14 protein-coding genes, 4 tRNA genes and 1 pseudogene are annotated in these 21514 nt (G+C 37.6%); 1 reads left to right on the top strand and 18 read right to left on the bottom strand.

Annotated elements, in window-relative coordinates; all coding sequences use genetic code 11:
* Positions 1–239 precede the first annotated feature (239 nt).
* Together PHC29_06970 and PHC29_06975 are read right to left on the bottom strand one after the other, a co-directional pair.
* On the bottom strand, positions 240–4973 hold the full coding sequence (locus PHC29_06970; protein MDD5109227.1) for a DUF3320 domain-containing protein: 4734 nt from the start codon (positions 4971–4973) through the stop codon (positions 240–242).
* A gap of 32 nt (positions 4974–5005) precedes the next feature.
* Positions 5006–5209 (bottom strand): helix-turn-helix transcriptional regulator, encoded by a 204-nt coding sequence (locus PHC29_06975; protein ID MDD5109228.1) that lies wholly within the window; start codon positions 5207–5209, stop codon positions 5006–5008.
* Between the two features lie 134 nt (positions 5210–5343).
* Here PHC29_06975 and PHC29_06980 point away from each other — a divergent pair, with 134 nt between their 5' ends.
* Positions 5344–5526: a hypothetical protein gene (locus tag PHC29_06980; protein MDD5109229.1), complete on the top strand. Its 183-nt coding sequence runs from the start codon at positions 5344–5346 to the stop codon at positions 5524–5526.
* Between the two features lie 1664 nt (positions 5527–7190).
* Here the strand turns inward: PHC29_06980 and PHC29_06985 are convergent.
* The 16 genes and pseudogenes from PHC29_06985 to PHC29_07060 all read right to left on the bottom strand — a co-directional run bounded on the left by PHC29_06985 (position 7191) and on the right by PHC29_07060 (position 21509).
* Positions 7191–7278: transfer RNA gene (locus PHC29_06985), tRNA-Ser, on the bottom strand.
* 43 nt (positions 7279–7321) lie between these two features.
* Positions 7322–7406 (bottom strand) — tRNA-Ser (locus tag PHC29_06990).
* A gap of 31 nt (positions 7407–7437) precedes the next feature.
* On the bottom strand, positions 7438–8463 hold the full coding sequence (locus PHC29_06995) for an LAGLIDADG family homing endonuclease (GenBank protein ID MDD5109230.1): 1026 nt from the start codon (positions 8461–8463) through the stop codon (positions 7438–7440).
* A 25-nt stretch (positions 8464–8488) separates the two neighbouring features.
* Positions 8489–8575 (bottom strand) — tRNA-Ser (locus PHC29_07000).
* Positions 8576–8586: 11 nt separating this feature from the next.
* Positions 8587–9306 carry a hypothetical protein gene (locus tag PHC29_07005; protein MDD5109231.1) on the bottom strand — a complete coding sequence of 240 codons (720 nt, stop codon included), beginning with the start codon at positions 9304–9306 and terminating at the stop codon, positions 8587–8589.
* Positions 9284–10552 carry a serine--tRNA ligase gene (gene serS, locus PHC29_07010; GenBank protein ID MDD5109232.1) on the bottom strand — a complete coding sequence of 423 codons (1269 nt, stop codon included), beginning with the start codon at positions 10550–10552 and terminating at the stop codon, positions 9284–9286. The genes PHC29_07005 and serS overlap by 23 nt, the downstream gene beginning before the upstream one ends.
* 109 nt (positions 10553–10661) lie before the next feature.
* Positions 10662–11048, bottom strand: coding sequence for a response regulator (locus PHC29_07015; protein ID MDD5109233.1), 387 nt, complete (start codon positions 11046–11048; stop codon positions 10662–10664).
* 49 nt (positions 11049–11097) lie between these two features.
* The gene (locus PHC29_07020) at positions 11098–11274 is read right to left on the bottom strand and encodes an ATP-binding protein (GenBank protein ID MDD5109234.1); all 177 of its coding nucleotides are present in this window, start codon (positions 11272–11274) and stop codon (positions 11098–11100) included.
* Positions 11256–15539 carry a chemotaxis protein CheB gene (locus tag PHC29_07025; protein ID MDD5109235.1) on the bottom strand — a complete coding sequence of 1428 codons (4284 nt, stop codon included), beginning with the start codon at positions 15537–15539 and terminating at the stop codon, positions 11256–11258. The genes PHC29_07020 and PHC29_07025 overlap by 19 nt, the downstream gene beginning before the upstream one ends.
* A pseudogene (locus PHC29_07030) lies at positions 15533–15889 on the bottom strand (RtcB family protein). The gene PHC29_07025 and the pseudogene PHC29_07030 overlap by 7 nt, the downstream one beginning before the upstream one ends.
* Positions 15890–15913: 24 nt before the next feature.
* Positions 15914–16204, bottom strand: a complete 291-nt coding sequence (locus tag PHC29_07035) for an archease (GenBank protein ID MDD5109236.1) — start codon at positions 16202–16204, stop codon at positions 15914–15916.
* Positions 16205–16226: 22 nt separating this feature from the next.
* Positions 16227–16299: transfer RNA gene (locus tag PHC29_07040), tRNA-Lys, on the bottom strand.
* Positions 16300–16372: 73 nt separating this feature from the next.
* Entirely contained in the window at positions 16373–16813 is a 441-nt protein-coding gene (locus PHC29_07045; GenBank protein MDD5109237.1) for a DegV family protein, read from the bottom strand.
* Between the two features lie 237 nt (positions 16814–17050).
* Complete coding sequence (locus PHC29_07050; protein MDD5109238.1) at positions 17051–18079, bottom strand: DUF4340 domain-containing protein; 1029 nt, start codon at positions 18077–18079, stop codon at positions 17051–17053.
* A 2-nt stretch (positions 18080–18081) separates the two neighbouring features.
* The gene (locus PHC29_07055) at positions 18082–20574 is read right to left on the bottom strand and encodes a Gldg family protein (GenBank protein MDD5109239.1); all 2493 of its coding nucleotides are present in this window, start codon (positions 20572–20574) and stop codon (positions 18082–18084) included.
* Complete coding sequence (locus PHC29_07060; protein ID MDD5109240.1) at positions 20574–21509, bottom strand: ATP-binding cassette domain-containing protein; 936 nt, start codon at positions 21507–21509, stop codon at positions 20574–20576. The genes PHC29_07055 and PHC29_07060 overlap by 1 nt, the downstream gene beginning before the upstream one ends.
* Positions 21510–21514 lie beyond the last annotated feature (5 nt).

Below are 21514 nucleotides of genomic sequence, written 5' to 3' on the forward strand. Positions count from 1 at the left end.
TTGGAGTACTTGTGACCATATGATATCCAAGCGCAAATTCAGGGATTACTTTTCTTATCACTTCTACCAAAGGGATAAGCCTAAATCTATTCTGATCAAAACCCACATGATAGGCTTTAAGAGTACTCTCTGCTATTTGCTCCCGTAATACTAATTCTGATTTAAATGGACGTGTCATATTTATTTCTTAAGATTAAATTAGGAGACAGTTTCTATTCTCCAATAATTGGAAACAGTTGTTATTTAGCCAGAGCTAACCTATCATTTATCTCAATAATTTTATGATCTTTTTTGTATTGCTTGATAGCTTCCCCGACATATTTACTAATCTCTTCAGTCACTCTCTCGAAACCCAACAAATTAGCGGTCTGTTCAATTAGGCTATCTTTCGGCATACTATATTCTTTTCCTAAGGCAATTAAAGCTGTTTCTCCTATTTCCTCAGGAGCAATTAATTCTATGTTTTTATTAATATCTACTGAAATTCTTCTTCTCACTATGGGTTTGTCCATACCTATTGACCAATAAAAATCACCCCGCCTTTTTACCATTTTCTCTTTCACGCTAATCTGTTCTGCTTCTTTAAGAATCTCCCGTATTCTATTCCCCACTGCACGTATTCCCCAATGTTGCACTACTCTTCTTTCCACCTCGTCTTTATGTATAGGCCCTTCATGCTCAACCACTTTCTTAAATACAGAACAAATCTCTGGTATATCAGCGAAATAGAAACTCTTAGATGGTAAAGTTTTATAGATTGGCGTTAAAGAATAGCTCTTAACTTGTATACCACTTCCCCTTGAACTGTGATTTTTATATTGGATTTCATAGTTAAAGTTAGAATTTAGTTTTTTTTTAGAAAACTCTCCACCTTTTGATTTTTCAATTGTATTAATTAATTTCTCTAATTCTAAACGCGGATTTTTAAACCAATCTGTAGACCAAATCCGGTATATATTCCAGTTTAAATCTTCTAAAACTTGTTGCCTCAATCTATCCCTATCTCTTGCAGTAGAAGAAGAATGATAATAAGCTCCATCGCATTCTATTCCCAATAGATACTTTCCCGGATTAGATTCATCAACCACAGCCAAATCAATTCTAAACCCAGAACAACCTACTTGCTTACTTACTTTAAACCCTTTATTCACTAACAAGTCGAAAACTGACTCTTCAAATGGCGACTCAGCAAACCCTCCAACATCGGTTTCTCGTAACAAAGCAGATTTTCCTTTCTCTGCAAAATCTAAATAATTCTTAAGTAAATGAACTCCTTCGCTGTCAGTTTTGGACAAATCAAAATCATCTCCCTTAATAGAACTAAATATATCTAGTCGTTTTCTAGCTCGGGTTACTAATACATTCAATCTACGCGTCCCCCCGACTTGGTTGATAGGTCCAAAATTCATCGGCAATTTTCCTCTTTGATCTTTTCCATATCCAACGCTTAGAAATATTATATCTCTCTCGTCTCCCTGGATAGTCTCTAAGTTTTTTACAAAAAAGTGCTCTGGTTTATCTTTCGCAAAGAATACCTCAAGAGAACTATCTTCCCGTAGCATCTCTTCTAACACATCTTCAATCGCATATTTTTGCCTAATACTAAACGTGCCAACTCCGAGGCTTAGTTCAGGGTTATCTTTAAAATGCTTAAAAATGGCTTTTGCTACTTCTCTCGCTTCCTCAATATTTGTCCCACTACCACCTCTATCGTAAGCAGCATTCGGAAAATAATGAAATTTTATACCTAAGCTACTGCATCCTTCTTCCGCGCAAGGAAAAGTAAAAAGATTATTACTATAAAAATGTTTATTTGAAAAAGCAATTAATGATTCATGCTTACTACGATAATGCCACCGTAACATAGTTTTCGGAATCCCACTAACAGCACACTCATCAAGTATGCTATCCAAGTCCGGCGGCAATGTTTCTTCAGAAACACCATCTTCGTCTTCTGGAGTAACTACTTCTGATTGGAAAAAAGTAGTAGGCGGTAATTGTTTGCTATCTCCTGCTATAACTATTTGTTTTCCTCGTAGAATTGAACCAACGCTATCTTCGGGAGGTATCTGACTCGCCTCGTCAAAAATTACTAGATCAAATTTAATTAATTCTGGATTTAAAAACTGCGCAACTGTCAAAGGACTCATCATTAAACAAGGTTTTAAATTTACTATGACATTGGGCGCCTGTTCAAAAAGTTTTCTAATCGGCATATGAGCTCTTGTTTTTCTAGCTTCCCTCAATAGAATACCCAGCTCGGATCCTTTAGATGGCGTATAAGATGGGGTATAAGTTGTATCTAATTTGCCAGAAAGCATATGTTGAATTCTTACTTTTGCTAACTCTATTAGTTTTCTATCAAGCTCACAGAATTTTTGAATTAATTTTTCATGATCCACACCATTAAATTTCTTTAATGCGAACCTTTCCGAAAAAGCTGCATCTAGCCAACATCGTAAAAATTGGCATTTTAAGGTATCTAAGAAATTTTCAGGAGGAATTTTCAATGTCAGTAATTTATTCACAAAATCTTTTAACCCTTTGTCGTCAGATTCCTTAAGAACCTCTTGGTATCTTGTCCATTCTTCTACGCGGTCAATGTTATCTTCCATAAGCGAAATATTTTTAATTATTTCACTAAGCGGGGATTCCTCAAACTTAGCCCCGGGAACAAACTCTCCATTAAGTTTAGCGGAATTAATGAATGCGCTGATATCATTTTTTAGCTTTGTTAGTGAGGAGGATAGGCTATCTACAAGAGAAATCATCGCCTCCTTCTCTCCTATTTTCTGAGAAACACCTTCAAAAACTGCTTCAACGAAATATTTCTTAACAACATAGTAGCGGAAATTAACTATCCATTTTGAAAAGCTATCTAAACTCTCCCAATCCGAATCGATTCCCATCCAAAGGTCTCCAAATAATTCTTGGCCAAAATGCAGATTATTGGTTATCTTTTCGAATGCCTGTTTTCCTTCTCTTATTTTGCCTAAATCAGCAATAATGTCTGTTATAAGTGGCTTATATTTAACATCTACTATATAGTGTCTTAATAAATTACGATTTTTCCAAAACGAGCTAGTAAAAAACAAAAATGGATTTTTAGAATAACGGCAATAATTGTTAATAAGCGTAGCAACATCTAAGTTATCTGAAATAATATTCTCAATGTTATATCTAACTTGCATACCGGCCTTGAATTCCTTAAAAAACTTAACTGTCTTTATTAATTCTTCCACTTCAAACGAAACTGAATTCCAATGCTCATTTATTAATATAGATTTTGTAACACTAGGTGATTTTTGTAGAAGTTTATTTGCTTCAATCAGGACTTCAATATCCATAATAGATAATGGTTCCTTAAAGAATGTGAGCTCTTGCAGCTTTTTGACAAGATTGCTTATGGTAGAATTGTTACTAATAATCGCCCCCATTAACTCTGTTAGTTTCAATTTGTCTTGATAGTAAATACTAGTCAAAGAAGAGCCATGCCAGGGGTGCGCGAGCGGATCTCCAATTTTCAACAAGTTGTCTGCTAAGCTACCCATTAACTCATAGGATGTTTCGTATTTTCTTCTATTCCATTGCTTGACTTCATTAAATACAAAAGAAATATCCTTTATTACAGGACGACTATTTATAATCCCAAACGCCTGAAACGGTGTCATCTCTAAATCACCAAAAGTCGCGTGGATATCTCTAGCATAATTATTGAGCTCCGCTCTTATTTTCTCCAATTTGGCAATCTCTTCATCATGCGAATGATCTGGTTTTTTCTGCATTTCTAGAACTCTAACCAATTCTTTTATAATCTCATTCTTATTTGCTTTCCTGCTATGTAATTCTAGACAAAAATCACCAAGACCATTATTATCAAGTCGCTTTTTCACGACTTCTAGAGCAGCCATCTTTTGACTTACGAAAAGTACTTTCTTACCATTGGCTAGAAACTCTGATATTATATTGGCTATTGTTTGAGATTTTCCTGTACCTGGTGGACCCTCTATTACTAGATTTTTTCCTTCTTTTACCGCTTCAATGGCTTGTTGCTGGCTTGAATCAGCATCTAGTATCTGAAAAGTTTTATGCGGATCCAATACCTTATCTAGCTCTTTCTCTTCCAAATATAAGCCCAAAGAAACATTTTGCTCTAAAGGTTGGCCACAAATCATACGGATAATAGAATTATTTAATAACATTGATAGAAATTTAGAGATATCTTTGTACATAACGAACTTTGCAAAGGAAAATAAAGTAAGGTATATTTCATTTGTTACGCGCCAGCGACTTTCTTGCTTTATCGCTGCTTGAATCTGCGAGAATATCACCTGCGTATCTAGATTCTCTAATTCTTCATCAATCGGATCTATAGTAATATTGAAATCGTTCTGTAATTTTAAAATCAATGCCGGATTCAAGATTAAGGTTTCTTCTTCATGGAAGTTTAATTTAAACTTGCTTTTTACGGAAGTACGAGTTAATTCAACTGGCACCAGAATAATTGGTGCTTTCAACTTAACATCAGACTCATCTGATTCGTACCACTCTAAACAACCAAGTGATAAAAATAAAACATTATAACCTTGCTCCTCCATGACAGAATTGGCTTTAGAGTAAATACGAAATAAATTTTTGGGAAGTTTATCTTTAGTTAAGTTAGTTTGTAAATATTTATCTTTATGTCTTTCTTCAAGTTCTTCTTTTTTATACGCTTGGAATTCTACCGAAGATTCTACCTTCTCCTTTTCGCCATCTTCTTTAAATAACTCTCCTTCTTCTAAGGTCAGGGGAAGAAATTCCATCCCCTCATTTTGAACGGCAAGAGTATTTAAAACTTCAGAAGGTAATTCATTAATTATCTTTATGGTAGTTACTTTGGTGGGGCGAAAGCTTAATAATCTATTTCGCTTAGATAGGTCAACTAATTTATCTTTCCATTTCTTTATGCGCTCTTCAACAGGATTGGGCATTTTCTTACTCTCTCTTCTACTACCAGATTTGCTTATTCATCAAGAAAATATGCGGAAGACTTCTTAAGAACTTTGGCGATCTTTACCAAAGTATCCAGAGAAGGCAGCGAAACTCCATTTTCATACCTAGAAATACTCTTTTGTTTAGCTTTAATCCTTTTGGCAAGATCTGTTTGGGTAAAATCAAACTCTACACGTGCCAACTTAATCTTTTTGCCAAGTTTCTTAGCATCCATTGAATTCCTCCTATGATAAAATAAGACCTTGACAAATTATACCTCTTAAGGTATAATTTAGTCATAGAGTAAATTTTAGGATTTATACCATATAGGGCTATTATATCCCTTTTTGGGAATAGGGCAACAATTTTATGAATAAACTTACCATAGAAGAAAATAAGGCTGCATGTAGCCAAATGATAAGCTTGGGATGGAAAGATTCCTCTTCCATCAAACAACTTCTCGATGTTATTGCTAACATTATTGCTCAAGAATATATCAATGTTGCACAAACAAATCCTTATCTCTTTAATATTAAAGGAAAAAAGGTATGAAAGCTGCAATATATTCACGGTATTCTTCTGAAAATCAAAGCGAAAAGAGTATCGATGATCAAGTAAGGGTATGCAGAAACTACGCCAAAGACCATGGACTTGTGGTTGAAGATAGTCAAATTTATGTAGATGAGGCAAAATCCGGGTCTCTACTTAATCGACCTGGATTGCAAGCCTTAGAAAAAGCCGTTGAAAATAAAGAGATTGAAGCGGTTCTTGTTGATGATCTTTCAAGGCTATCTAGAAGCAATCATCAGATGCTAACCTTGGTGCTTAAGTTTAATTACTTTCAAGTGAAGATCGTTTCTGTGGCTGACGGTATTTCTACAGATGATGAGAACTCAAAGCTAGGAATTCAGATTCGCGGATTAATAAATGAGTTGTATTTGGACGATCTCAGAAAAAAGACATCCCGAGGTCTAGAGGGACAGAAATTGCGCGGTTTTAGTGCGGGAGAGAATGTTTATGGCTATTGTACAAAACCAGTTGGAGAATTAAAACTTAACAGGAAAGGCCAAGCTAAATACGAAGGCATGATACATAAAGTAAATCCCGAAGAAACTGAAATTGTGAAACGGATATTTAAAGAATTTGTTGAAGGCAAAAGCATACACAAGATAGCAACCGGGCTTAATGAAAATAAAATCCCTACCAAAAGGAATATGCGCGGAGGCTGGAATATATCAACTGTTTCAAGGATTTTAAAAAATGAAAAATATACCGGGATTTGGAACTGGAGGAAAAGTAAAAACGTCCGCGATCCTATGACAGGCAAAAAGAAATCGATCCCCCGCCCTGCGAAAGAACATATCCCGATATTTCGCGAAGATCTGATAATAATCGATAAAGAAACTTGGACTAAAGCTCAAAAACGTTGGCTTGAATTAAAAGGCACCTGGCCGGTCAGTAAGAAACGCAAAGCATACTACCAACAAAAAAGCTACGTTCATACAAGCCCTACCCATCTATTTTCCGGTCTTATGAAGTGCAAAGTGTGCGGCGGAGCTATTGTTCTCTTAAGCGGCAAAGGAACGGGTTATTATGGTTGCTATAATGGTAAAAGAAAAACCTGCACTAATACACTAACAGTCCCACGTAAGCGCATTGAGGAAACCATTATCACTGATTTAAAAAACCGGATTTTAACATCTGATAACCTTGAATACATTTATAAAAATGTGGAAAAATTTGCTGCGATAGGTCTAAACAGGATTCCGGAATTAGTGAAGAAACGTGAAGCGGAACTCGACAAAATTAAACAAGAACTCCGGAATTATCTTAATTTCGTTAAAATGGGTAATTTCTCTAAAGCTGTTTCTGATGCTATACAGGAGGCTGAAAAAAGAACTGATGAACTTCAGGCCGAAGTCAATGCTTTGCAATACCAAAAGGAAAGTACTTTTAAAGCACCCCCCAAAGAATGGATTACTTACCGGCTAGAGAAGCTTACGGAAACTTTAAACAAAAATACCGTCTCCTCTGCTCTTGCTCTTAAAGAACTTCTAGGCCCAATTACATTGGAAGCGGTATCAAGTAAAGAAAATGATTTTTATAAGCTATTCCAAGGCGAAGAGAAGGATTTTAAACCTTACTACGTCGCACATACAAAAATTCGAACCCTCGCTCTCCTAGATGAGGAGAGAAAAGGTTCGAATTGGTATCACTGGCGGAGAGGCAGGGATTCGAACCCTGGAACCCTTACGGGTTACGTGTTTTCCAAACACGCGCGCTCGACCACTACGCGACCCCTCCAAATTATTTCTAGCCCTATAAAAATTACTTTAAACGAAACCTACGGAAGGAGCAGGATTTGAACCTGCGAGACATTGCTGTCTAATCGCTTTCGAGGCGATCGCTTTCGACCACTCAGCCATCCTTCCATTTTTAATCTCAAAATATCTATTTTTCTGATCAAACCCCACAATCAACAAATTTCTGATATTTATGCAAATGTTTGCTATTATGCGTGCCTACTTTTTGAAAATATTTTTCGATTTCATTCTTCCCATATACATAAACACGTCTTTCAGTCATACAGGGATGATAACCATTTTTATCAAGAATAGTATAAACACTTCTGAGTAAAGGTCCAGAGGCATTCGTAAAACACAAGGCAAAATTATGATATCGCTTTTTATTAATACTATGCGCGTAGACATAACCAGAGCCATCAGTATCCATCAGCCCACGCAAACAAGATAATTGAAAATCATTGTTTTGTTTTATCCAAAAGGGAATATCTACCTCATTTTTAACTTTATTTCCCCTCTTTAATCCATTACTCTCTAAAAACTCTACCAAGTTTTTACTATAAACTACGATATCACTTCCTTTATCTAGCTTTTTTGAAATTATTTTTGGAGTTAATTTAAAGAGTTTCTTAATCAACTCTTTCATAAAATCCGCGTGTTCAGCGTCTGTATCTCGATTAAAAGTAATCTTCAGCTGATAATTTGTTAAACCTCCATCGCCCAATACTATACCCACAAATTCAGCTAATTGCAAGCCCCTTTTAGGGCATTTTATATTTTTAATAATTCTTAACCCTGATTTCTTAGCTAGCTCAGGACTACGCGTAAATTTCCTTATCGTAGCAAAACCACCCTTCTTTCTGCCTTCAGGTGTACCAAAATTCCCATAAAGCTTATTTCTCATTAATGCCCCAAGTCTAGCCGCTCTATTAACATACCAAAATTGAGGCAAGATATTAATTCCATCTGGAATTGGTATATTATAATTTGCATGCAAATCTAAAAGAGCTTTATAACTCATAGTAGATTTTTCTCTACACCAACCGCTTAAAGTCCGCCTATTAATATCAAAAATTTTAGCTAATTCATCCTGCCGCAAGTTTAATCTCTTATTAACACTCGCAATAAATAGCTTCTGCTTACCTTTAGGGAATTTTACCCTTTTATTTTTAATCTGCTCTGCCATATCACCTATATAGTTAAAAAATAAACGGAGAGGGCGAGATTCGAACTCGCGAGAGGACAAGTCCCCTTCCGGTTTTCAAGACCGGTACACTCAACCACTATGTGACCTCTCCAAGTATTACAATTATTTAAACAAAAAAAGCTGTTTAAAAACAGTGTAAAATATATCCCTGGCTATATTAAAGGAGATATTGCAGAAATTAACAAATGAAAACTTGGCAAAAATAAAGCTAAGGCCAAAAGCAAGCAACGTAATGTTTAAAATCAAAATAAAGGAAAAACCAAAAATATAATTAGATTTTAAAAAATCGCCTTTTTTAGAACGAATCGTCTTAGCTGCAAAAGTTAAATGCAGAATAGTGCTAAAGCCTACTAAAAATAGCGTATATTCAATCAACCAGCTCGATTTAATTCCAATCGATAACAAACCATAGATAATAAAAAACAGGATTGTATATATGGGCAAAAGAAATGGCGCGACATTGACCATTGGCTTAAAAAAACTAAACATAACCTCTAAAAGTTTATGCCCTTTATTATAAATCCACCCCGGCTCCCAAATAAACAGATAGATCGCCAGAAAAGTAATTACCCCGTTACAAAAAATCTGCTGCAGGCGCGTATCGATTTGCGTAAATTCATTCAGGAAAGATATAATAGATGAATAAACAAACGGCAGGATAAGCACCGCTAAAATAACCTTAACTACCCCGAAAAGCTTGCTGGATAAAGCGGATATCTTGCTGGAAAAATCCCCGGAAAGCCCACCGCCGCCAAAATCATGATGCGCAAAATCTTCTTTTCCTTTTAACGGAAACTTATCAGGAAATTCTTTTTTGGCCATTTAAATACGGCTGTAGGATTTTAGGGACTAAAACCGAGCCGTCCTCCTGTTGATAATTTTCTAATATCGCAATCACCGTGCGCGCCAAGGCAACGCCTGAGCCGTTTAAGGTGTGCACAAATTCCACTTTTCTGCTTTCTTTACGGCGGAATTTTATATTGGCCCGGCGCGCCTGAAAACTTTCGAAATTACTGCAGCTGGAAACCTCAAGCCATTTGTCCGCTCCGGCGGCGTGAGCCTCCAAATCGTAACATTTACTGGCGGAAAAACTTAAATCCTCTGTAGCCAGCATTGCCACTCGATAAGGTAATTCCAAAAGTTGCAAGACTTCTTCGGCATTGGCTACTAATTTTTCCAGCTCCGCATAAGAATCTTCAGGCTTAACAAATTTAACCATCTCAACTTTATCAAATTCATGCACGCGATTTAATCCTTTAGTATCTTTTCCATAAGAACCTGCCTCTCTTCTAAAACATGCCGTATAAGCAGTATAATAAATTGGCAGTTTCTCCTCATCCAATATCTCATCACGGAATATATTGGTTACAGGAACCTCCGCGGTAGGAATAAGAAAAAGATCATCATCATTTAATTTATACATATCCTCTTCTAATTTCGGCAATTGCCCAGTACCAAGCATGGAGGCGCGGTTAACTAAAAACGGAGGAAAAATCTCAGTATAGCTATGCTTATCAGTATGCAAATCAAGCATAAAATTAATCAATGCACGCTCGAGTTTTGCCCCCCAGCCCTTAAAAAGAATGAAATTTGATCCGGTAATTTTAGTCGCGCGGTTAAAATCCACAATATCCAGATTTTGGCAAAGCTCGATATGGCTAAGAGGCTTAAAGTTAAATTTTTTAGGTTCCCCCCAACTGCGTACAATCTTATTTTGTGAAGCATCTCCTATGGGTAAAGATGCATGTGGGACATTAGGAATATTTAAAAGTAGTTTATTTAATTCTATTTCTTTATCTTTTATCTGAACCTCTAGCTCACCGATACGCTTTGAAATCTCTTTCATCGATGAAATTTTACTCTTGGCGTCTTTTTTTTCTTTAAGCAGAATACCTATCTCATCATTAGCTTGATTACGCTTGGCAGCTAACTCCTCAAATTCAGCCAATGCCTTGCGGCGCACATCATCAATTTTGATAACCTCATCAATATCAATTTTTAAGGCGCGGTTATTAATTGCCTGTTTGACCGAATCCTGATTTTCTCTTATAAATCTTATATCTAGCATTTTATCCTTTAATATACCCGTAAAAACCAAAAGTATTCATATTATACCTTTAGATTCCAATTCTTTCAATAAGATATCTACGATATTAGGAGGGCTTAAACTTGCGGAACTATTTTATCAAAAGCTTAATCTTGGAAATAAGTTCTTGGCTTTCAAAAGGTTTCAATATGTAATCATCCGCACGGGTTGCTACTGATTTTATCTTAACATACTCTTCCTGCGGATATTGCGCGGTAAATATAATTACCGGTATTTTACAGGTAATTTGATCGGCTTTTAATTCTTTACAAACATCATAACCATCTTTACCTGGCATTACAATATCCAAGAGAATGATATTTGGTTTCTCGTTTTTTGCAATTTCTACTGCATTTTCCCCACTGTCTAGCGTTATAACCTTATATCCATTTGCTTCAAGCCTAGTCTTGGCTAGCTTTAAAATATCTCCCTCATCATCTATAATCAGTATTTTTCCTGTGGAATTAATACTATTCATTTTGTCCCTCCCCCGCTAGTCACCTACCGGTCTCTAAGATAAAAACATCCTAACCCCTGCGCTCCTTAATTGGTAAAGTAAAATGGAAGGCAGATCCTTTACCTACTTCTGACTCTGCCCATATTTTTCCATTATGCCCTAGAATAATCTCTTTTGAGATAGCTAAGCCCAAACCTGTTCCGCCCTTCTTCCTCTCTCCACCAACCCCTAATTGTTCAAAAGCCAAAAAAGCTTCTTCATATCTTCATCCTTAATTCCTAAGCCGGTATCCTGCACCATCACATGTACAACATTAGTTTCCTGTTTTATACTGACAACAATCTTACCTTTGTCAGTAGATGCTATAGCGTTATTTAACAAATTAGTAACTACCTGGACAATCCTATCTCTATCAAACCCTATTCTGGGTATATTATCATCGGCCTCTATTATTAAATCCAAATTCTTCTCTTTTACTAAAACACCCATGGCATTAATAGTTTCCAACACAACCTCTTTAATATCATTCTGGGAAATATCAAACTTTACTCTGCCCATTTCTATCTTCTGAAAATCCAGGACATTATTGATCAAGCGGCTTAATCTATCAACATTCCTTTTGGCAGTACCTAATAAATCCTTCTGCTCGCTATTAACATCCCCTACTAATCCTTCTAAAACAAGATTTATACCTTCTTTAATTACTCCCAGCGGGCTTCTGAGTTCATGAGAAACCATAGAGGTAAAATGTAACCTCATCTCTGTAAAAGTTTTTAAATCCTCAATACGCCTTAATTCATCCTCATTGCGCTTACGCTCAGTAATATCCCTTTGAAAGTGAAGCAATTGAACAACCTCTCCATCCTTATTTTTAATGGGAAAAACGGTAACTTCAATAAAAGACGGCTCTCCATTTTTATTGATGTGCGCATGAATTACGGTTTTAGAATTACCTTTCTTCAAAACATCCCTAATAGGACATTCATAATTAGCAGAGGATTGACAGCGCCTTTGCTGCCTATGAATAATATTATAGCAATGCTGGCCTTGAACTTCTTCCCTTGTTAAACCGAAATGCTCAAGACTAGCATTATTGGACCAAATAACCTTAAGATCTACAGCAAGAAGCAACACGCCATCTGTAATCCCATTAACAATACTTTCAAACATTTGTTGGGAGGTATGCAGCTTTTCCTCTGCGCGCTTACGCTCAGTAATATCCCAGTACAAACCGAATATTCCCACGATATTACCAGTTTTATCTTGCACAGGCACCTTAACCGTATTAACAACACTCTTTTGAGAATCTCCAAGAAAATCGTTTATAAACACAAACTCCTCTTCAATATTTTCTGTTTTTCCTGACTCCATTACTTTCTTATCGTCAGCCCTGTATTTTTCAGCCAAATATGTAGGGAAAAAATCAAAATCTGTTTTTCCGACAATCTCCTCAGGTTTAATCCTTAGGTCACGGGCATAATTACCATTACAAGATACGTAAACTGAATTCTTGTCTTTCAAAAATACTTTTTGTGGAAGGTTTTCAATAAGCGTTCTATACTCTCTCTCATTTGCCTGTGCTAATTCATTCTCAAGCCGCCTGCGCTCAGTAATATCATCAATAGTAATAATAATCCTATGTATATTGCTTAGTCGCCGGACATTTAAAAACATCGTTCTGGATCCAATTGTCTTAAAATTATGTTTCACTTCGAAATTTTCAATGCTACCTTTATTAGGAAGAATATTTTCTAAGAGATGCCGTAAGGCTGGGATATCCCACTGCCGGTTATCTAAATGATAAATAGGCTGGCCTTGAGCCTCTTTAGCGTTAATTTTGAAAACCTGATAGAAAGACTTATTGGCTGAGATTAATTTTAAATCATCCCCCAGCACTATCAAAGGCTCTACCATTGATTCTATAATATTTTCGGCATATATACGGGCTTCCTCAATAATTTGCTCTGCTTTTTTACGTTCGGTAATATTCACAAAGATCACCACCACTCCGTCAATCTTGTCATCTAAAGTGCGGTATGGCTTGATATATACTGAATACCAGTTCCCTCTTTTATCTGCTATTTCAAATTCCTTGGGATGCAGAGATTCTATTACCTCAACAAGTATTTTTTTAAACTCCGGTATATCAAAATTAAGTTTAATGCTGCTTATCGGCCTGCCGATATCAGCTGGAGTTATATTAAGCGCCTTCTCCGATTGAGGGGTTATCCTACGCACAACAAAATCTACCCCCATCATTATTACCGGCATATTGATACTATTGAGTAAATTGACTAAATCATTATTCAAAAGAGAAACTTCCTTATTGCGTCTTTGCAATTCCTCATTAGAAGTAATTAATTCTTCATTAGAAGATTGCAGCTCTTCTTTGGCAGTCTCTAACTCTTCATTAGTACTCTGCAATTCTTCATTACTTGATAATATCTCCTCATTGGCTGTTTTGACTTCTTCATTGGCGCTCTCTTGCTCCTCGATGATTGTCTGGAGATATTCTTTTGTTTCAGCAAGTTCTTTTTGGAGGCCGTTGATATATCTATCGCTTTTAATGGATTTTGACTTTAAAGATAAATCCTTGTTCACTTTTACCAAACTCTTTCCTCCAATTGGCCTACCAATCTCATCAAAGAGCACCAAAAATAACTTTTCTTTCAAGGCTTCCAATTTCACCGGAACAACAGTAATATTAACCCTTGCCTTACGGCTTCCCAACCTGACTTCCTGCGCCTCTCTTTTAACTGTATGTTTTGTTTTCTTAGCTTCCTGTATCGCCGAGTGCAGAGGAAAAAATAACCCCTCCCGTGCCAATTTGAATATATTAAGACTTGGTTTGCCTGCAGCTGACTCAAGATAACGTCCGGTGTGCCCACGAAATGATATAACTTCCATATCATTATCTATCAACGCTCCGCAAGGGACGTATTCCCTAAGCACAACTTGCTCTACAATATTTTCAATATCAATTTTCTTACTCTTCTTAATATCTGGTTTTAATTTAATTCCTAATTTATCTGACGGATGATAACTACGATCTAATTCAGGCTCAGGGCTTGCTAACAGGTATTTTTTTACAAAAATTCTCTGTTTCCTGTCCAATATTTTAAAGAGATTCGCATAACCGCCTGCGGATTCTGAATTTCCCAAAAAGAGAAACCCGCCCGGCCTTAAGCCGTAATGAAAATTATAAAACACCTTTTTCTGTAAAAACGGTTGAAAATATATAAGCAGGTTACGGCAACTTATCAAGTCTAAATTGGAAAAAGGCGGGTCACTAAACACATTCTGCTTGGAAAAAATGCACACCTCTCTTAACTGTTTTGAAACTTTATAAAAATTACCTGTTTTTATAAAAAACTTTTTTAACCGTTGGGGCGTAACATTATTTTCTATGCTCTTTCCGTAAATGCCACATCTAGCCTTATTAATACCGCTTTCGTTCACATCAGTAGCAAAAATCCGTATGGGAAACCTGTTAATTCTATCACCCATCGCCTCAATAAAGCACATAGCAATAGAATAAGCTTCTTCACCTGTGGAACATCCTGGAACCCATACCCTGATACTCTGATCTTTTGTCTTATTTTTAATAATTGCAGGTATCACCAATTTTTCCAATGTATGGAAAGCTTTCGGATCTCGGAAAAAACTGCTAACATTTATCAATAAGTCTTCATAAAGCTTTTCTACTTCATCTTTATGCTTACGCAAAAATTTTATATATTCTTTAAGTTTTTCTATTCTTACTAAAATCATCCGCCGCGATACACGCCTGCTAATGGTAGGAGCTTTATAATAAGTAAAATCCAAACCTTTGACTAAGTGTAATAGATTAAAAACACTATCCAAACCTTCGTCTTTTATTATAAGTGATTCTTCTGTTTTTACAGGCCAGGTATGCGACAGATAAGGATGCCTTGCCATGCGCTCCAGTTCAGCGGCAATTTTCTTAGGCGAAGAAATAAAATCCACACACTTGGCATTAATGGCGCTTCTGGGCATATCGAAGTACTTTGCAGATTTTTCATCCTGAGCAAGAACAATACCTTCTGCGGACTTTATAGCTTCAGATCCCAACGTACCGTCTGTTGCTGTTCCTGACAGAATAACTCCAATACTCTTATTCCCTTTGTCTTCAGCCAACGAACGGAAAAAATAATCTATAGGCATATGCTTAAAATCTCTATCCGCTCTTCTACTAAGCATCAGTTTTCCACCTGATATAGAAATATTGGCATTTGGAGGTATCACATAAAGATGGTTTATTTCAATGAACATGCCATTTTTTATTTCTTTTACCGGTATTTTTGTTAATCTGGCCAATAATTCTGTCAGCATGCTTTTATGTTCCGGTGCTAAATGCATTATAAATACAAATGCCATCTGCGGTTTAGCTGAAAGATTTTTGAGCAATTCCTGAAATGCTTCCAGCCCTCCAGCAGAAGCTCCAATACCGACAATAGGAAAAGATTTAGTTATTTTTATTCTCTTTACCATATTTCCTTAACCATAACGTTTAACCATCCCTTCACAACGCCAAGCGGCCGCATCCGGCAGACACGCTTTCCGATTCCCGCGTTATACACCACATCCACTACCTCATTCACATATTTATAAGCCGACGGCGCTTCTTCTATGACAGTTTTTCATCCGGAGGCCTTAATTATTATACCCTTGAACCTTAATTCTTTCAATAATATATCTGCACTAGTAGAACTAGCTGAGGCAGTGCGTGATTTTAGCCTCCCTGCGCCATGATAAGTACTGCCAAAAGTTCCCTCCATCGCTCTCTGCGTACCACCAACCAGCAAATATGAACTCCTCCTCATATCTTTCGAAATAATCACAGGTTGACCGATCTCCCTATACCTTTACCTTTGCGGTATAACCGGATCATGCAACCCGAAAGCGCAAGTGGCACCTTTACGATGTACACAAAGTTTTTTCTCAATACCATTAACCTTATGCTCTTCGATCTTGGCGATGTTATCTGCCTTTTGTGTGATTACGATTTTATGTTTTTCTGGGAGTAAAGTTTTTTGTTTCTCTATGGAAATATCAGTTATAGCAAGCCCTGCGCTTCTGAATAAATTATCCAGAGACGAAGCTTTAACCCTGATTCCGATATCCGCAGTATGTTCTAATACTTCGTAGTTCTTCATCGGGTTTTTAGGTAGGATAAAATGGGCCATGTAGGAGTCGAACCTACGACCTTGACATTAAGAGTGTCCTGCTCTGCCAATTGAGCTAATGGCCCTAAAATTTAGGTCTTTACCGCCCATTAACGAATCCGCCAACGCTTCAGTGGCGGAGAGCTAATGGCCCGGAATTTACTTATATGCCTGCATTGTTTCGATAACTCGCTGGCTGACGCCTTGTTTCTTTAGGTAATCTATGTCATCTACGGTTAAAGAATATTTAGGATTTACGGCTTTGATTTTAGCTATAATTTCATCGCTTGATATGCCTTGCTTAGTCCAGTCAACTATCTGCTGCATGGTAATTTGCGTAGAAGCTGTAGGATTTTGAGTGTTTGTAGTCGGTTTATTAATCTGCGCACCGACTATTGCCCCTGTTCCTGCGCCTACTGCGCCGCCTATGGCAGCACCTTGCAAGGGATGACCGCTCTGATAACCAAGAATCCCTCCTGCGATTGCTCCAACGGTGCCTCCGATACCGGCTCCCTCGGCTACTCTAGTTTTATTACTCTGACAGCCACAAATAACAAATATAGATATCAAAATAACAAATAAATAAAAATACCTTTTCATCGTAATACCTCCTATAAAAACATTAAAAGATACCTGGATTTTTATGGCTTGAGTTAATATTATACAACAAATTAAAATAAAACATATAAAATAAATGCGCCTGGCTGGATCGAACCAGTCGTCGTTACCACTCCTCCCCAAAGGGCTCTGCCCCTATGGCGCTCTCCGCCTACGGCGGATCGCTGTTACTCCAGCGGTATTTTTCTACGATCATACTAAAGAGTAGCCGATAAATATTTACTTCTTTTTGGCTTTATCTGCTTTTGCAGAGAAATATGATTTGTCGTGATTAAGCGAATTAACGAGGGAATCCGAAACAATAAATACCTGATTTTGGGGCATAATCTTAACATAATAACAATGCTTTTCTTTTAGGTAGTTACCAACTTCAAGCCTGATTTCTTCTGTCTTACCTCCTTTAATCAGCCTGAGCTTTAACACCGCGTAGGGTTTCTCAAAGCCATAGACGCTAAGCGCAGGATCCAGTATGTCCTGAGAGTAAAAGGCAGCTATACTTTGCAAATACTTCTCCACCTTAGCCGAATCAAGAAGCGATTTTGGATTAACCGGCACAGAATTCCAATAAGCAGAAGGATTTTTGTCAGTTGCTTCCGTTTTTGTTAAAACCAAGGAATGCTTTCTGGAATCCGTAAATTCAATCTTATTTACGGAATTTACGTCAAAATTAAATATTTTATAATTGGCAAAATTATTTTCGTCACATTTGGCTGCCTTACCAAAAAAGCCCATGCTGTTTAAAATATTCCGGTTAGTTAACAAAATCTTCTCCGAGTTAAACTCCCGTATAAAATTCTGGTTCCCATCTGGCTTTTTAAAACTTATAACCAGATGCGTCAGGGGCTTGCCATCGGCTCCCGCTAGAATTAAATGGGCTGACTCATTATCCTGAATCTGAAAATCGTTGAATACATCCTTTGATTCAGCTCGCACTTCTCCTTTTGTATTATTCAGGTTGCCTAAGAAATTATCCACCGCTTCTTTCCTGGCTCTTAGGCCAAACCGGCTCTCCAAAACCCATTGCCCCTCATTATTCTTGGAGATAATAACCTTATTCTTTTCGTCGCTGCCATTATAAATTATTATCTTAGAAACAGAAACATTCATATTACTATTCACTAAAGCAATTGACGGCTCTTCCCGGCTGGCCTTGACAGATTGAATTTTGTGGCAGAAACTTTTTATAATCACAAGTGCCAGCAAAAAAGAAAAAACGCCTATTATTATAAGTAGTTTTTTAAATTTCATCTTTATTGCGATCTCGCTGCCAGGTAAAACTGCTTCTCTTTCCTGCGTAAAAGCAGCCTTATATAAGCGTAAATCACCCAGATAATAGGAATAGCGGCTACAGCGATAAACCTGTAAAGAACCTTCTGAGAATCAGTAAGCTTCTTGATGCTACGGTCAAAGACAGATTTAGAACGTATCTGTATAAGATCATCACTTATTGAAAAGCTATCCACAATATTCGCAAAGAGTCCCAGGTTTCCGGAACCGCTACCGATAACCTGATCGCTAAACATCTTCGAGCAACCTATAATCACAAGTTTGCCGGGCTTCGGATTTACTAAAAGCTCGGCTTTTTGCACCACCCCCCCTGCTTGCGTAGAATCGGCAATTGTCGCACCATTAAAAGTATCGCTAAACTGCCCTTGTAATATTACACCTAAAGGAAATTTTCCCGGTGAACCGGTTTTAGGAAACTCAAAGGACTCGCCCTTAATCATTCCGTTTTCATAAGGAACCAACCAACTTCTGGGGCTGGAAGTAAACAGTAACGTTTTCTTAAGATTGGCGGATTTTATTGCTTCATCGGATATGTTAAGCGATGAACCCCAAAGATAAAATAAAGCGCTTAAACGGTTCATTACCGCGGCCTTATTATTGAATAACTGCTGACGCACAAGTATCTGGTTTGGTATTTTAATAGGCGTGGTTACGGTAAACGGCCCCATATTTTGATTACTAGAGATATTGATAATCTGGCAATCTTCATCCATAAGCATAAGGTCATTTATGCTTACGCCCCATTGCTGGATAAGCCTATTTATACTTAAATCCAGTTTCCTGGGAAAGATATCCAGGCCTTTCCCGGCGACCATCTGAAAAGAATAATCATAACCTTCCGCCGCGATCAAAACTGAACCTCCCTGATACAGGAATTTATTTATTTCATAAAGCTGCCTATCATTCAAGCTCTCCGGGTCAAGGATCAAAAGCGTACCCACCCCCTCCGGTATAGGGCTTTCCTTGCTTAGGCTTATACGCTCATACTCATAGCCGTTATTTTTTATTAAGGACTCTAAAGATTGGAATACATCTATATACTGAGATGAGGGAACCGGCTTACCCATTGAAACAAGGGCCTTGATTATTTCAGGGCTCAATTGAGCGCCCTGTATCGGAGAGAATAGTGCAATCTTTGGTTTCTTTTCCGTAGTCAACTTTACAATTCTTGAAAGAAGCAAATATTCCAAATCCGGAATATTCTGCGGAAGCACGCTCTGAATAACCTCTTCATTTTTATCCAGGTAGCTTATGGTAATGGCTGAGTAAACAAGCCGCACCCCGAGCGCATCCTTGTCTATGCTCTCAACCTGAAAAGGCACTATACCTTTTTCCTGGAGGGTTTGCTCAAGAGAATTTGACGGAGTTGCCCTGCCCTGGGCGTTTTGCTGCTGAGCCTCTAAAAGTTTAGCTGCCTCTATATAAAAAACCTTAAAATTAAGCTTATTTTTAGAGGCTATGCGCAATTCATCAAGTTTACCCACAATCTCCTGTTCCAGGGTTTTAATAGCTGTAGGCATCTTATCCGCAGGAGTGATATAAAAGTTTACCTGCACAGGCGCTTTAAGACCAGCCAAAATCTTTTTGGAAGCGCCGGAAACAGTGTAAATCTTATTTTCCGTAATATCAAACCTCCCCAAAGGCAAATCATGCACCAGCCAGTTAAACAAAATTAAGCCGGCCAGGCAAATTGCCACTACTGAACCAAAAACAATGTTCGCTTTCGGCCGCAGGCGGCCTTCAAAATAAAATCCATTAAGTAAAAGAAAAACAAAGGTAGCGGTGACAAAATATAAAAAGTCTTTAACGTCAATTACGCCCCGGCTAAAACTCGCCAGGTGCCCTATTGCGCCGACGTAATTCTTCATGAAACTCCCTAACCCAGGTAGCCATCCGTCAAAAAAAGAAGCTAAAAAATCCATTCCTAATAATAAAATAAGGAAACACGACAAAGATGTTATTACAAAAGCTATGACCTGCTCCTTAGTTAACCCGGAAATAAATATTCCCATAGACATAAACAGCGCCCCCAACATTAAAACGCCCAGGTAACCGGAGATAATCGTGCCGACATCGGGTGAACCAGAAATAAATAAAATCAGGGGAAGGCCAAAGGTGCTAACGAGTGATATAATATAAAAGGTAAGGCTGGCTAAGAATTTGCCTAAAACAAGTTCCACGGGTTTCATCGGAAAAGTCAACAAGAGCTCAAAAGTATTCTCCTTCCTGTCCTCAGCCCACAGGCGCATCGTAATAGCAGGAATAAATATTAGCAAGACATACGGCAAGAGAACGAAAAATGAATCCATATCCGCGCGGCCGACTAAAAAGAACTGGGTCATAAACAAAGCGTTGTTAATCGCAATAAAAGCGATTAAATAAACATAGGCTACGGCGGAATTAAAATACCCTCCGAGCTCACGCTTTAAAACCGTAATAATATTTTTTAAATTCATTACCCTGCCCTCTTAAAAAGCCCCAAGAAAACTTCTTCTAAAGAAGGCTCTTTGAATGATAATTCACGAAGTAACCAGCCCTTCTCTTTAATAAGCGCGTTAATCGCTATTAACGCTTTATCAATAGAATGAGTTAAACACAAAAATCTCGGGCTTAAATCTATATTACCTATATAATTAACTTCCTTTAACGCGTTAATCGCCCCAAGGGCTCTTTGCGCATCTTCCTTTGAAGCCTTAAACGAAACAAATAAAAAAGATACTCCTGTTTTTTCTTTCTTTAATTCCGCAATCAGGCTGTTGGCGATTATTTTACCGTGGTCTATAATTACCAAGCGCTCGGCGACACTTGAAACTTCCTGTAAAATGTGTGTGGAGAATATAATTGTTTTTTCGCTAGCTAAATCCTTAATAAGCTTACGCATGCTAACTATCTGCATCGGATCAAGCCCGCTAGTAGGCTCATCAAGTATAACTACTTTAGGGTCATGAATTAACGCCTGAGCAAGCCCCACCCTTTGCCTAAAACCTAAAGAGAGCTCACTAACCATATGTTTCCAGACATCCCCGATCTTGACTGCTTCCACAACCCAGCCAATTCTTTCTTTTAATTCTCTTCCAGATAATCCGCGGCTTAAACCCACAAAATTGATGAATTCATCCACGCGCATATCCATATAAAGAGGAGGAGTTTCAGGAAGATAACCGATAATCTTTCGCACACTAAGAGGATCTTCGGTAATATCAATTCCGTTAATTTTGGCGCTGCCAGAGGTGGGGTAAAAAAAGGTGGTGAGGACGCGCATCAAGGTAGTTTTTCCTGCGCCATTTGGCCCAAGCAAACCCACAATCTCGTGTTCTTTTACCTCAAAAGAAATATCCTGCAAAGCACGGATAGGGCCATAACTCATTGAAAGATTATTTACTTTGATCATCCTTT

Source organism: Candidatus Omnitrophota bacterium (assembly GCA_028712255.1).
Taxonomy (GTDB): Bacteria; Omnitrophota; Gorgyraeia; order Gygaellales; family Profunditerraquicolaceae; genus UBA6249.

Excerpts from the sequence above, each read along its gene's own strand:
- PHC29_06970 (MDD5109227.1), bottom strand. The coding sequence starts at position 4,973 with ATGCCCAATCCTGTTGAAGAGCGCATAAAGAAATGGAAAGATAAATTA.
- PHC29_06975 (MDD5109228.1), bottom strand. The coding sequence starts at position 5,209 with ATGGATGCTAAGAAACTTGGCAAAAAGATTAAGTTGGCACGTGTAGAG.
- PHC29_06980 (MDD5109229.1), top strand. The coding sequence starts at position 5,344 with ATGAATAAACTTACCATAGAAGAAAATAAGGCTGCATGTAGCCAAATG.
- PHC29_06995 (MDD5109230.1), bottom strand. The coding sequence starts at position 8,463 with ATGGCAGAGCAGATTAAAAATAAAAGGGTAAAATTCCCTAAAGGTAAG.
- PHC29_07005 (MDD5109231.1), bottom strand. The coding sequence starts at position 9,306 with ATGGCCAAAAAAGAATTTCCTGATAAGTTTCCGTTAAAAGGAAAAGAA.
- serS (MDD5109232.1), bottom strand. The coding sequence starts at position 10,552 with ATGCTAGATATAAGATTTATAAGAGAAAATCAGGATTCGGTCAAACAG.
- PHC29_07015 (MDD5109233.1), bottom strand. The coding sequence starts at position 11,048 with ATGAATAGTATTAATTCCACAGGAAAAATACTGATTATAGATGATGAG.
- PHC29_07025 (MDD5109235.1), bottom strand. The coding sequence starts at position 15,539 with ATGGTAAAGAGAATAAAAATAACTAAATCTTTTCCTATTGTCGGTATT.
- PHC29_07035 (MDD5109236.1), bottom strand. The coding sequence starts at position 16,204 with ATGAAGAACTACGAAGTATTAGAACATACTGCGGATATCGGAATCAGG.
- PHC29_07045 (MDD5109237.1), bottom strand. The coding sequence starts at position 16,813 with ATGAAAAGGTATTTTTATTTATTTGTTATTTTGATATCTATATTTGTT.
- PHC29_07050 (MDD5109238.1), bottom strand. The coding sequence starts at position 18,079 with ATGAAATTTAAAAAACTACTTATAATAATAGGCGTTTTTTCTTTTTTG.
- PHC29_07055 (MDD5109239.1), bottom strand. The coding sequence starts at position 20,574 with ATGAATTTAAAAAATATTATTACGGTTTTAAAGCGTGAGCTCGGAGGG.
- PHC29_07060 (MDD5109240.1), bottom strand. The coding sequence starts at position 21,509 with ATGATCAAAGTAAATAATCTTTCAATGAGTTATGGCCCTATCCGTGCT.